17 protein-coding genes and 1 pseudogene are annotated in these 12088 nt (G+C 65.4%); 2 read left to right on the plus strand and 16 right to left on the minus strand.

The annotated features are described in order from the left end of the window. Positions 1-4: 4 nt before the first annotated feature. Positions 5-508, plus strand: a pseudogene (locus AC5JCN_RS05935) (outer membrane protein); the annotation flags it as partial. Positions 509-552: 44 nt separating this feature from the next. Then, complete coding sequence (locus AC5JCN_RS05940; protein ID WP_495754110.1) at positions 553-735, plus strand: outer membrane protein; 183 nt, start codon at positions 553-555, stop codon at positions 733-735. Positions 736-1002: 267 nt separating this feature from the next. Here the strand turns inward: AC5JCN_RS05940 and AC5JCN_RS05945 are convergent, their stop codons facing one another. The 16 genes from AC5JCN_RS05945 to AC5JCN_RS06020 form a co-directional block, all read right to left on the minus strand. Continuing rightward, on the minus strand, positions 1003-1362 hold the full coding sequence (locus tag AC5JCN_RS05945) for a hypothetical protein (RefSeq protein ID WP_495754111.1): 360 nt from the start codon (positions 1360-1362) through the stop codon (positions 1003-1005). Between the two features lie 3 nt (positions 1363-1365). Continuing rightward, a complete protein-coding gene (locus tag AC5JCN_RS05950) occupies positions 1366-1902 on the minus strand; it encodes a helix-turn-helix domain-containing protein (RefSeq protein ID WP_495754112.1) in 537 nt (178 codons plus the stop codon). Positions 1903-2429: 527 nt separating this feature from the next. Beyond that, positions 2430-2726 carry a hypothetical protein gene (locus AC5JCN_RS05955; protein WP_495754113.1) on the minus strand — a complete coding sequence of 99 codons (297 nt, stop codon included), beginning with the start codon at positions 2724-2726 and terminating at the stop codon, positions 2430-2432. Between the two features lie 355 nt (positions 2727-3081). Further along, positions 3082-3318 (minus strand): hypothetical protein, encoded by a 237-nt coding sequence (locus AC5JCN_RS05960; RefSeq protein WP_495754114.1) that lies wholly within the window; start codon positions 3316-3318, stop codon positions 3082-3084. Positions 3319-3463: 145 nt separating this feature from the next. Beyond that, a complete protein-coding gene (locus AC5JCN_RS05965; protein WP_495754115.1) occupies positions 3464-4930 on the minus strand; it encodes a vWA domain-containing protein in 1467 nt (488 codons plus the stop codon). A 10-nt stretch (positions 4931-4940) separates the two neighbouring features. After that, complete coding sequence (locus tag AC5JCN_RS05970; protein ID WP_495754116.1) at positions 4941-5966, minus strand: ATP-binding protein; 1026 nt, start codon at positions 5964-5966, stop codon at positions 4941-4943. Positions 5967-6075: 109 nt separating this feature from the next. Beyond that, positions 6076-6972: a hypothetical protein gene (locus AC5JCN_RS05975; RefSeq protein ID WP_495754117.1), complete on the minus strand. Its 897-nt coding sequence runs from the start codon at positions 6970-6972 to the stop codon at positions 6076-6078. Positions 6973-7343: 371 nt separating this feature from the next. Then, the gene (locus tag AC5JCN_RS05980; protein WP_495754118.1) at positions 7344-7466 is read right to left on the minus strand and encodes a hypothetical protein; all 123 of its coding nucleotides are present in this window, start codon (positions 7464-7466) and stop codon (positions 7344-7346) included. Positions 7467-8616: 1150 nt separating this feature from the next. Continuing rightward, complete coding sequence (locus tag AC5JCN_RS05985) at positions 8617-8919, minus strand: hypothetical protein (protein ID WP_495754119.1); 303 nt, start codon at positions 8917-8919, stop codon at positions 8617-8619. After that, positions 8916-9584, minus strand: coding sequence for a hypothetical protein (locus AC5JCN_RS05990; RefSeq protein WP_495754120.1), 669 nt, complete (start codon positions 9582-9584; stop codon positions 8916-8918). Before AC5JCN_RS05990 ends, AC5JCN_RS05985 begins: the two co-directional genes overlap by 4 nt. A 262-nt stretch (positions 9585-9846) precedes the next feature. Beyond that, positions 9847-10206 carry a helix-turn-helix domain-containing protein gene (locus AC5JCN_RS05995; RefSeq protein ID WP_495754121.1) on the minus strand — a complete coding sequence of 120 codons (360 nt, stop codon included), beginning with the start codon at positions 10204-10206 and terminating at the stop codon, positions 9847-9849. Further along, positions 10203-10916: a helix-turn-helix domain-containing protein gene (locus tag AC5JCN_RS06000; protein ID WP_495754122.1), complete on the minus strand. Its 714-nt coding sequence runs from the start codon at positions 10914-10916 to the stop codon at positions 10203-10205. Before AC5JCN_RS06000 ends, AC5JCN_RS05995 begins: the two co-directional genes overlap by 4 nt. Further along, positions 10913-11221: a DUF6074 family protein gene (locus AC5JCN_RS06005; protein WP_495754123.1), complete on the minus strand. Its 309-nt coding sequence runs from the start codon at positions 11219-11221 to the stop codon at positions 10913-10915. The genes AC5JCN_RS06000 and AC5JCN_RS06005 overlap by 4 nt, the downstream gene beginning before the upstream one ends. Next, positions 11214-11603, minus strand: coding sequence for a hypothetical protein (locus AC5JCN_RS06010; RefSeq protein WP_495754124.1), 390 nt, complete (start codon positions 11601-11603; stop codon positions 11214-11216). Before AC5JCN_RS06010 ends, AC5JCN_RS06005 begins: the two co-directional genes overlap by 8 nt. Beyond that, entirely contained in the window at positions 11600-11818 is a 219-nt protein-coding gene (locus tag AC5JCN_RS06015) for a hypothetical protein (RefSeq protein ID WP_495754125.1), read from the minus strand. The genes AC5JCN_RS06010 and AC5JCN_RS06015 overlap by 4 nt, the downstream gene beginning before the upstream one ends. Then, complete coding sequence (locus tag AC5JCN_RS06020) at positions 11815-12054, minus strand: helix-turn-helix transcriptional regulator (protein WP_495754126.1); 240 nt, start codon at positions 12052-12054, stop codon at positions 11815-11817. Before AC5JCN_RS06020 ends, AC5JCN_RS06015 begins: the two co-directional genes overlap by 4 nt. Between the last annotated feature and the right edge of the window lie 34 nt (positions 12055-12088).

Genomic DNA, 12088 nt, shown 5'->3' on the forward strand with positions numbered 1-12088 from the left:
AGTGATGAGATTTCTGACAGGATTGTCTCTGGGGGTGCTGGGCGTCGTTTTGGGCGGCCTCGGCCCTGTCGCCGCCGCCGACCTCCCGTCTCGGGCGTTGGCGCCAGTCCCTCCGATTGTCGTTCCCGCTTTCACTTGGACCGGTTTCTACGTGGGAGTCCAGGCGGGCTGGGCTCAGACCCAGAACAAGCTGACTGCTGGAGCGGCAACATCCGGGGCCGGCTCAACTATTGCGCTTCCAACGCTGACCAAGGATGGGTTCGCGGGAGGGCTTCTCGCCGGCTACAACTATCAGATCGGTTCCGTCGTGGTTGGTGCCGAGGTCGATGGTGAGTTCCTTGTGACCGGGAAGGGCCGCTACACGGCGGAAACGGGCGACTTCATCACCGCGCATACCAACTGGGTCGGCTCTGCGAGAGGACGGGTGGGGTACGCTTTCGACCGCGTCCTAATCTACGCGACCGGTGGCCTGGCCCTAGCCGCTCCCAAATCCACGGTTACCGGCACGGAATATTCCTACGGGGCCGGCGACAGCACTCGTGTGGGTGGACCTTGGGCGCAGGAGCAGAGTTTGCGATCACCAACAACTGGATTGCGGGCCTTGAATACCGCTACGCACAATACCAAAGCAGCACGTACAGCTACCCGGTTGGCGTCAGCAGCATCGGGATCGTCGGCTTCAAGGAGCAGTTGAGCACGAACCAAGTGACGGCGCGGTTGCTTTACAAGTTCTGATAACCACCTCCGTCGAGAGCTAAGCGGCGATATGTCCATTGGTCGTGCCGCCCTCCACCCGGCGGCTCTCTGCCTGCTCTTCAACGTACTGGGCTGTAACCCAGGCGTGCAAGTCCGTCCTCGTTGACGCTGATCTCGCGAGCGTCCCGGGAAGGGTTGACCGCGCGATGTCTGGATTCCGGTTAAAGGCTCAGGTCTGCTTATGGCGCATTCCGGAAGCAGTAGATTTGACCCTCGACGAGACCGCCCGCTTCTTCATCGGCTAGGTCACCAAACCGGAATGCCCTTCAGCGACCACTGGTAGCAGAGCTTGTCCCACCACGAGAGCTTGCCCTTCGCCATCAGCTTCTCCTTGAGCACCATCTGGGTGTAAGCGTAGTTGGTCGCGTCCCACGCTTCGAGCATCGGCGTGTGCTGGATGGCCTTCGACACCCGGTCGCCAACGACCTTGCCGTAGCGCTTGGAGATGACCGGGATCTCGAGCGCCAGGATCTTCTCGCGGGCGACGAAGAAGGCTTCGCCCTCCCGGACACCGGCGCAGATCCTGCTCCACAAGCGCTCGTACTCCAGTGCGGCGCACGTCGCGATCGACGGGTCTTCGATGTAGCGGTTCCCGAACTGTGCCATCGCTCAGGTCTCCGGGGCGCCGGCAATCGGATTGCCGGGCTTGATCTTGTAGACCTGCGCGTAGTTCAGGCACCACTTCTCCCGGGCCTCGCGGCTGTCGCTGGCGCCGATCTGGGCCAGCCATTCGGCATACTTGCCCGGGATGATCTCGACGCACTGCGGAGGGCCGATGTCGTGCTCGGTGACCGCCTCACGCCAGCGGGCGATCAGCATGCGGTGCAACGAGTTGAACGGCAGCTTGCCCGACAGCTTCGGCTCGAAGTCGCGGTAGACGCCATCGTTCGGGTAGACCACGAACACATCCGGTGTGCGGCTCCGGAGGGCCTGATCCAGAGCCTCATCGAACGCCGTGCAGAGCCTCACCAACACGTCGCGGTGGTTCTGGTAGAGCGTCCACTTCCGGCCTCTCTCCAGCTGCTCAAAGATGTCGGCGCGGCCATTCAGCTTCAGCAGCTGGGCAAGCTCGTGCCGGTCGAGGCCGATCCTGATCCGCATGGCACGCAGATCGTTCGGGGTCACGTCACTAGGCTTTTCGTCCATGTAGTCCTCCTTTTTGTGCCCTGGCAGCCAGGGCGTTACGATCGTCGTCTCGCATCTCCCGCCGTCGCTGCCAAGCGGGGTTGAAGACGGAGTTAGGCGCGGCGAGGGGGATGAATCCGTAGCAGCGGATCTCGACCGTCACGCGGACATCGGTCGTCTATGTGCCACGACGGGTCAATTGAGGTCAGAGCAGCCGTCCGGGTCGCACCCGTCGACGCTGATCCGTGCTTCACATCGACCAAGTACATCGTGGAGCGAATCTCATTCCGCCCAAACCTGGCGTCCGGGAAACTCGGAAAAAGCGTGGAGAGGAGGGCGGCCGAAGCCGCCCGCTTAGGGGTTCTGGCTCGCATCGGCTTTGTCACCGGGGCGCGCCTCTTGCGCTCCGCTACGGCGAACCCGCAGCGGGAGAACCCGTCGCCGGACCGGAGCACGTAAGGCCCTTGCTCCGTGTTGATGCTGTCAAGCTCCATCGTAGACTCCTTCATTGTGCCAGATCATGCCCGGCAAGGGGTCGTAGTGAGAGGTCAGGGCGCGATCTGGGACTCAACGTCCACGGCCGCCCGCAGCCAATCGAACGGATCCGCAGCCCTGTAGCGGCGGCCCGTGAAAGCCTCAGCATCCCGCAGCATGGCGCGGACCGTTAGGGTTTCGATCCGGTCACGGCCGGAAAGGGCGCATGCCCGGAGTCCGTCGGCAATGGCGTTTGCAGTGAAGGCATGCGGGCCGGAGATGGGTCCGCCGGGAGTGACGGGCGGGAGCATGGCGACGATGGCGGCCCGATACTGTGCCGCACGGGAGGGCTTCCGGACGATTGCAAACATGGTCGACTCTTTGTCCGCCCGGGCATGCCGGGGAATCGGTTGCAGCGGATGGTTTAGACGCGCGCCACCCAATAGACATACTGGCCTAGCGTCCGGGTTGTGAACGGGCCGGACTCGAGGTTTGCATCCTCCGCCGCATGGCAGATGGACTCGGCCGTTTCCTCGTCTCCCGCCTCTTCCTCCGCCTGTTTCATTGCTTCGATTAGGTAGCGTTTCGCCTCGTCAAAGGTAGCGAAAGCGGCCGGTTCCGACTCCGGCATAGGTCCGGGCATGTTCCATCCGGCGGACCATTCAAGGGCCGGTTCCTCCGGTTCCGCATAGGCGGACTCGATCCGCTCGCCAGTGTGAGCGCACGTCAAGTCCGCCTCTTCCCAATTGATGGCGAGCGCAACCGGCAACCAACTGTCATGCGGCCGGATGGCGCGGTCTCGCAGGGCGTTAGCAACTCCCGCCGATTGTCGCGGGCCGCTTTGAAGCTCAAAGCCTCCCCGTCCGCCATGACGAAAAAGAGCGGATAGCCTCCCGGAAAGGCATACGGGCCGGAGCGCATGGCGCGGCGGAAATCGGAAACGGTTTCAATCGTCATTGTCATGACGGACTCCTTCGATCCGCCCGGGCATGCCGGGCATGGGTTGCAGTCTCCGCCCGTTGGACGGTCCGGCGGCCGGATCATGCCCGGCGGCCGGAGCGGCCCGCGCGCGGTCCGGGAGGGCTTGGCGGCCCTCCCGTCCGGCCCGTCATGCGTTAGGGTCCAAGTCCGCCACGTCTCCCCATGGCACGGGCCGCCGCTTCGCAAGGTCAGTGTTGAGCCATAGAACCGGATAGTGCGGCTGCGGCCCGTGATCCGAGGAGTCCAAGTCGGAGACGTAGATCACGCCGCTTGCATCGGGTGCGTTCTCTTCAATCCAACGGAACACGGGAGCAAACCGGGTGCCACCATGTCCGCGACGGGTGCGCGGGAGAATATCGCCCGTATAGTAGGACTCGGCAGACACGACTCGCGTGTCGCAATAGATCACCGTGAGACGTTCCACCGCTCCCGCGTCTAGAGCCTCCTGCGCCTCCGTGATCCCGGCCCGCACGGCCGCGTCATCCATAGACCCGGAGGAGTCGATTGCCAGAATGAGATGCGACGGCGCAACGGAGGTCATGCCGGGCAGAATGAAACCGTCCCCGATGCTGCGGCGGGACGGGCGGGACCACGTGGACTCCTTTATGTCGCAATCGTCCGCGAAGCGGCGGACAAGCGCGCGCCAGTCGTTTTTAGGCCTTCCGAGGTCCGACAGGATAGACTCGACGAAACCGGGCACCCGGCCGGAACCTGCGCGTGCCACGGCCGCCGCAGCTTTAACACGTGCGGTCCATTCCTCTTTCGCCTCTTCCTGCCCGGCCGCGTCCGGCGCCGCGTCCAGGATGGCGCCGCATCCGCCCGGATCGATCCCGGCCGCGCCATCGCCCGTGGGCGCACCCTGCCCGGGAGCCGCGCCACCCTGCCCGGTCGGTCCGGCCGGTCCGCCGCTCTGCGAACCTTGCCCGGCCTGCGGCGTGCCGCTCTGCCCGGCCTGCGGGCCGCTCTGAGGGCCGCTCTGCCCGGCCTGCGGGCCGCTCTGAGGGCCGCTCTGCCCGGCCTGCGGCGCACCCTGCGGACCGGCGCCGCTCTGAGGTGTCCCGCCGCTCTGCGGGCCGCTCTGAGGCTTGCCCGGACCCTGCCCGGCCTGCGGGGAGCCTCCGGCCTGCGGCGCACCCTGCCCGGGTTGCGCGTTGTCCTGTTGCTTCGCGCGGCCCTCTTTCGCCAGAATGGCATAGATCGACTCAGCGGACATGCGACGGAAGCGGGACTCGTTCAACGCACCCTTGGGAAGGGTGAACCCGGACGACAACAGGTCCGGATTCATGCTCAAGTCCGCCGCCACGTTCCAGAGCTTTGGATCACGGTTCCCACGGCGCCAGTGGTGACCACGGGCCGGGTGCTCTATCTCGTGCGCGAGCAAACCGATCCGCTCCGGTTCTGAGAGTGCGAGCACGAAACCCGGGTTGAAGTAGATCACCTTGGAGTCCGTTGCGGCCGTGGGAATGTCGGACCGCTCAACAAGCGGTAGCATCATGGCGAGTGCGCCATAAAACCCGTGGACCGGGTCCATTAGAAGGGCCGCGCGGGCCCGTTCCATGGCGACCATTGCGGGAGACTTGCGGGACGTTTTCATGGCGCGGACCTCAGATCAAAACGGACGCGTTGCGGGCCGCCCATTGCACATAAGCGGCCGTGTCCCGCAGGGCCGGAGTGCGACGGGTGGAGTCCGTCACGATGAAAGTTTCATAGTCACCCGGGAGGCGCCGGGCATATCGCAGGATGGCGCCGAACGTGGACGCGTCCGCTTTCCGCGACAGGTAGGACGCGACGGCATAGACGGAAGCGGACTCCGTGGGGACGGGTGCGCCGTCAGGGTCCGCCACGATAGCGGACAGGTCCGGCCGGGCCGCCCAAAGCCTTAAGAAGGCTTCAAACTCGGACGCGAAATCATCGCCGCAGGCTTGCGCCACGAGTCGGCGCCGTTGCGCCGCATCCCGGGCGGAGCGCATGACGTGGTCAAGGTCCGCGACGGAACGGGGAGTCGCGAAGCGCGGATCACCGGCCGGCTTGCGGTCCCGTGTGTGAAGGAAATTGACGGGCCGGTCCGCCATGCGCCACGAAAAGTCTATGAAAGCCGGAATCGCAGGGTGCAATCCGTTGTCGTGCGCCCATTCGATCCAAGCCGGAATGTCCACGTCCACCGTCACGTGCTTAAACCTGTCTTCCAGAGCGGACGGCATGCGCTGCGCTGCCGCGCCATCGCTCTGACGGTTCCCGGCCGCTATCAGGCGCCAGCGGGGCGGGACCACGTATTCGCCCGCGCGCCGTTCCAGGACGAGTCCGAAAAGGGCCGCTTGCACTCCGGCCGGGGCCGCGTTGATTTCGTCAAGGAACAGGATTCCTTCCGGCCCGTGCCGCTCTTCATTGGGGAGGTCCGAGAACGGGAGCCAACGCGCGACTCCGGCCGCAAGGTCCGCCGCCGGTATGCCTTGAATGTCCACCCGGTCCCGCAGGACGGCGCGAAAGTCGATAAGCGGGAGGCCACGGTCCGCCGCAATCGCGCGCGGGAGGGCGGACTTGCCAATGCCGGTATCGCCCCAAAGCATGACGGGCTTGTCCGCGTCCATCCAAAATTCCACGTCCGCGCGCGCTTCAATGATGCTGGCCATGTCACGTCTCCAGTGTGTGCCCGGGCATGCCGGGCCGGTTAGGGCCGCAGGATTGCGGTCCGCCGCGCCTCCCGCACCATGTGGCACGGGAGACGGAACGGGCCGCACCCTACGAAAGGAAGTCCGACACCTCTGCGAGGATGTCGGCCGCCGCTTTCGCCGTGTCGCGGCGGAGCACGTCAGACTCCCGCAAGTCCGCCGCGTCATGCTGGCAGAGGTCCGACTCCATGCGTTCCGCAATCCGGGCAAGGGCCGGATCATTCGTGAGGTTCAAGCCCGGGAGGATGCTGGCAAGCTCCCGGACGTTTTCGACAAGGGAGTCGCGGAACACGTTTTCCGCGCGTCCGTTCGGGCCGCCGGGCTTGAACGCATTGAGGCGTTCCACCATGCGCCCGGTCACCTCAGCGACACGGGACCATGCGTCGCGCGTTGCGTTGGCGAGTGCGTCCCGTGCGGCGGACTCGATGGCGGCCCGGATTTCGTCCGCTTGCGCGTCCGCCAAGTCCACCCGGAAGTCCGCCGCATCCGGAACCGGGAGAATGCGCACTCCGAACGCGAAAGGGTCCGCTATCTCGGAGGCTTCCGGATAGTCCGCCGGATCGAACATGCCATTGAGGCGGACTCGAGCATCGTCCACGTAGGACGGATAAGCCGCAACGAACGCCGCGACGGCAGCCTCGAATGCGTGGCGGAGGTCACGCATGGCGTTGGAGTAAGCCTCAAAACCGGCCGCCGGGAGGATGCGGGCGCCCTCGTCAAGCCACGGCAGAGTCCGGGCATAGTGAAGGCTGCGGGCCGCATTGGCTGCGGTCACGATTCCCGCCAACGCATCCTTGGCCACAAGCGCCTTATTGTAGCGGCCCGCATCCGCTGCGGCGCCGTGCGAAGTGTTAATTTCGTCCGTCACCTTTTTGTCGAGTCGACGGGCGGACCATTGGCGAATGGTCAAGCCGCAAAGCATGGCACGGGAGGCGAGAACGGACCGGGAGGGAACATGCATCGACATGGTGACAGTCTCCAGTGTGTGCCCGGGCAAGCCGGGCATGGTTTCAAGGGTTGAGTGCGAGGGCCGCGACAAGCACGGCCGTGAGGAAGAGGAGGAGGGCCGCCGCATCGAAGGCGGCCCGGAAGAGGTCACGCGCGGTCACGCCATGGACTCCCCGTTTGCGGCCCGGGCGGAGCCGACAGCTCAGGCGAGAAGCCGGGCCGCCTCCCGGGAGTCGCCATGGCGAACGGCCGTGCTGGCGAGGCGAATGCAGCGCAACGCGTGGCGGAGAAGCACGGACTCGTGCTCGCACGTGGCCAGCTGGAGTCGACGCAAGGCAAAGCCCTGGAGTCGAGCGATAGCGGACGGATTCATGGTCAAGCCCTCCCGGTTCAGCTTTCGAGCCAAGCGCGCTTAGCGGCGATGCGGGATTTGCGGGCCGCCCGGAACAGGCGGCCCCGTTCGTTCTGGAACGCGTGGCGGACTTTGCGCACTTCCTGCGATTTCGTGGCCATGGTCGGAGTCTCCATCGTGGCGCCCGGGCATGCCGGGCTGGAACGCGCCATGCGTTCCGAGGGCGGCCCGGAACCGGGCGGCCGTCGCATCGCACAAGCAGGAGAGGAGGCGGGAGGCGGAGCGGGCCGCCTCCCGGGCCGCCTCAGCTGCGGCCCGCAGCCCAAGCAATGCGGCTGAGGGCCCAACGCGCCATCCGCTCGCCTCGCTCGATCCGGACCGGATCGCCGGAGCGGCGGCCCTCACGGCGAAGCCGGTTGCAGTAGTAGAAAACAGCGCGGCGTTCTGCGGCTGAAAGCATGACGAAACCTCATTCTGAGAAGCGGCCGAAACCCGGGCCGCACGGGCTGCGGCGGGAGCCGCATCAACGGAACCTGCCGGAGCCGCAACCCGGGCCGCCACGATGGCGACAAGGGCCGGAACCTGCCGGGCCGCCGCATCCGCCCGGGCCGCCAGCTGGCGACGGGCAAACGAGAGGCACGCCATGATCCGCCCACGGGCGGACCAGCAATGGCGATTGGCAAGGGAGAGGGCCGCAGAGAAGAGCCGCACGGCGTGAGCGGTCCGGCCCGCTGCTAAAGCGGCCCTCCCCTCAACCATCCGTGCGACTATCGCTTGCACTGCTACGTTCCCTCTCTCGCTCCGAGGCTAGGCCCGTATTCCACCGGGCCGCCTCTCCTCTCCGCTTCCTGTCTCCGCCTCCCGCCCTAGACCCGTGTTCCACCGGGTCGGAGGGGAGGGGCTCGACCCTGACAGGCAGGGCCGCCACGTCGGACGACGCACGAAGAGGAGGGCGATTCATGAGAGCAAAAGCAAAGTATCTTTAGATGTAATTCAGCGTAATCGAAATAAGTATATCTGTTTTAATGCGACAGAATACAAGTAACTCCCAATGACGCAGTGGGGATGGACCCTTCGACTTAAAAAGATCTGCGGATAAGAGAGGACCGATGGGGTCGGTAAACTTCTTATGTGTCGGGAAACGCGAAATCAGCTCTAGCGTGCGTTGATGATGACTGACGCCGCTGGCAGACGTCGCGCATACATCCTCACAAGGTGCAGCGAAACCGGCGCAAAGAGCTAACGGCGGAAGAAGTTTAGGTGTCGAGAGGCGAGCCCGAGCACCTTGGCCCGGGCCGTTGCTGCGCCGGTCTAGGCGGGTGCTTTGATCGCCACAGGAGGCGGTGCCTGGGGCCTCAGGTGGGCCACGATAAGCTGGGAGGAAGGCTGCCGCAGCATGCGCCTGGCAAGCCGGATCTCCGGTCCTACAGCGTCCAGGCCTGGCACGTCGCTGTGGCGCTCTGCGAACCTATCAAGCTCGGCAGCAGCCTCCAAGAGCATGGCGCCTGCCCCGAGGGCCCGCTCCGCCGCCCTCTCGGCTGCCGTGGCCACGTCGCGATGCGCTTGGTCTATCTGGGCCGCCAGGACGGTGAGCCTGTTGGAGCGCTCGATCATTGCCATGCTCCCCGCTGTTGATCTTCGAGCCACCCAGACACGTTCTCCGTGTGCTTCTCCTGCTGATGATACAGATGGAGAGCGCGGATCTGGTCCGGTCTGAAGGGCTCGATCCAGCTTTCAGGGCGACAACCTGGGACGACTTCCATCTCGCCGCGCCCATCGTCAAAGTAGATCAGCGACTCGGCGGCCACGTCGGCCGCGACCACCACGGGCTTGCCGTTCACGTTCTGCCAGCGCCATGCAAACCAAGCCGCAATGTCTGCGGACAGGCTCCAGGACAGGCCTCGCACCGCGAGACGAGGAGATATCCCAGATGTGCCGCGATAGATCCGGACGGGTCCGCTGAGCTTCGGGCGAACCTCGCACCTGGCTAGCATCCGACGTGCTAGGCCGGTGTTGTACTTCACCGCGTCCATTACAGCCTCAGGGTCATGGCCCCACGCCGTTCCGACAATCTCCCGGTAAGCGGGGTTCGGCAGCCTGAGATTGTATGCCAAGCGCGCGATGCACCCGCGGAACCGGTTCGGTGCTGAGATGATCAGGTAACCTGCCGCCTCCTGGTCACCTGCAAATGCCGGCTCCCAATGCTCGACAGCCCAAGGCGCTTCCTCGTTCAATTTCTGTAGCACATAGTCGTGCTGAAGCATCTGACCAACGTTCATTGCGTGTCTCCGTTCTGGTCTGCCGGCGGCTGGAGCCGCTCGCCGCGTCTGGGTGTGTTGGGTGCGAGCACTTCCCGCATGGGTTGCCCGCGCGCGTACCATTGACGCTCCGAGAGCCCGAGCTTGAGCCACGGCTTGATTGCCCTCAGGCTGTTCGCGCGCCAGAGCTCCAGAGGGATTGCACCGGCGGCACGTCGACGGCGTTGCAGGCACTGGCGGTCGCGCTCGCGCTTTTGCTCTGGTGTGAGGCGGGGAGGTCTGCTCATCGGGAGGCCTCCGCCCGATCGAGGGCCTCCAGGCCCTTCGCTGTCAGCTGGTAGCTCCGGCCCTTGCCTTGACGGAAGATCAGCCCCGAAAACGAGACCACCAACTCGTTTGCTTCCAGACGGGCAAGGCTCCGCGAGACCGACGCATATGCCTTCGGAGATCGGACCAACCCGATCGCATCAATGATGGCGCCCGTCCTGGGCAGATCGCCGATGTAGATCGTACCGTATGCATCGGCGGGAGGGTCAGGCCGGACAGTCGGCAGGAGCGCCCGAAGGATCTCCAGCTGCTGCCGGTTAACAAGGTTTCCTTGGGCGAGCTTGTTAACCGGAGAGGAGAGGGTGGCCGCGCTCATGCCGCCCTCCCCAACTCGCACCCGGCGCCGAGGAGGAAGTGCAACCACTCCGTCATCGTGCCAGGTGGCGGATCGAATGCGAGCTCGGGCTCGGGGTCTCGCGAGGTAGGAGTCTCAGTCCTAGGAGACTCACCTCCGCTCGCTTGCCCTCTGAATCCCTGTTCTGCTTCCCTGTTCACCTTACCTATTCGGGTGTCAGGGCTGACACGGGTGGTGGTGTCAGGGCTGACACGGGTCCGCCTTTTCGCCTTCCGCTCTTCCCGCCTCAGATTCCGGATGGATTGGCACCCTGCGAGGATCACCGGAGCGAAGGTCAGCCGGTAGATTGAGCTCTTCCCTTTGCGCTTCGTCACGCTCAGCCAGCACCGCCGCCGGTAAGTCTCTACCGCGCGATAGACGGTACTGCGGCTGAGGTTTACCGCCTCAGCGATTGTGTCATAGCCGGGAAAGGCGTTTCCTGCTTTCGAGTTGATCCGGTTGGCGATGTACTGGCCCACCCGCCTGAAGCTTTCAGGGATCCTGTAGTCGAAATAGGTCTTTTGAACCCACTCCTCGCGGGCCTCGATGATCCTCCCTTCAAAGTCGATCTCCTCGATCCGGATGCCTTCCTTCGGTTCGTCCGGGATGGTATAGCGGGTGCTGCTCTTAGCTTTGATCTGGCCCTTGCCCGGTTCGCTCCCGGGCGGGGCCTTTTCTCTTTCGGGCTTCATGTCTGGCCTCCTCCGTTGAGGACGAGTCGCCAGACCTCGGCCCGGATTGCTGCCTCATGCTCCTTCACGTCGGCGAGGGCCTTGTCGGGGTCCACGCCACGGTTGAGCCACCCCTCATAGATCCGGCCGAGCGTTCGCTGGAGATGCCGCTCCGCCTGCTCGGCGGTGTTGCACCGGGCCATCCAGTCGGCCGTTGAGGCCGCCCGGTCGTGGTTCGCGGCCGTGGGGAACGGGATCACGTCGGCCGGGGAGAGCGGCCGCAGCTGGCCAGGCTGGCGCCGGCGGCGCTGGAGTGCGCTAGCCATCGCGCCCTCCCGCCTTCGCCACCACGTCGCCGAGGAGGCGGTCCGCGTCCGCCCTGCCGGCGAGCACGGCCTCGATCGCCTCGTCGTTGACGGGAGGTATCCCAGCTGGATCGAGAAGCGGGATCACCAGTGTCCCGTCGTCGTCTGGCCCCCAGTCGAGAGCGTCCGGCAGGTCGACGGCCGCGGTGCACTCGTGTTCGGCGATCCGTTCGCTGAGCCGTTCTATGTCCGCCAGGGCGGTGAGGGTCACCATCGTCGTGTCATCGATTTGCCGCTCGTCGCAGACCGTCGTGACGATCTGGACGAACCGCTCCTTGTCGACGGGGAACTCGCGGAGGCACCGGCTCACCACGAGGGCGGCCGCCTTGTCGGTCGGTGTCATGCTGCCCTCCTGCTGGTCACCACGCGCGCCTGCGCGGTGAGGATCGCGGCCGCCCGGGCGCCGATCTGGGCCAGCGCCTGGGCGTCGTGGCCGAGGCCGGCGGACTCTGCCTCGGCGAGGAGCGCACGCTCGGCGCGCCAGTCATCGGCGAGCGCGCGCTCCCTGATGATGCGGGCGGCCGTGCGACGGGCGACGATGTCAAGGGAGACCGTCATGCCGCCCTCCCGCGCTCGGCGTTCCTGGCGGCCCGCTCCTCGGCCCGCTGCTTCGCCTCGGCCTCCAGCCGCGCGTCGTGGGCGTCCAGCATCTCGTCAGTCCAGGCCTTTATCTTCGGGCCGATCCGAAGGGGCTCGGGGAACAGACCTTCCGAGACGTACCTATGCAAGGTTACGCGCGAAACATTGTAGCGCTTACAGACAACAGGGGTTCCGTTGTATTTCTTTTCAGCCATGTCCGGCTCCTCATGCTAAGCATCGGAGCGGATC

Source organism: Alsobacter sp. (genome assembly GCF_059501845.1).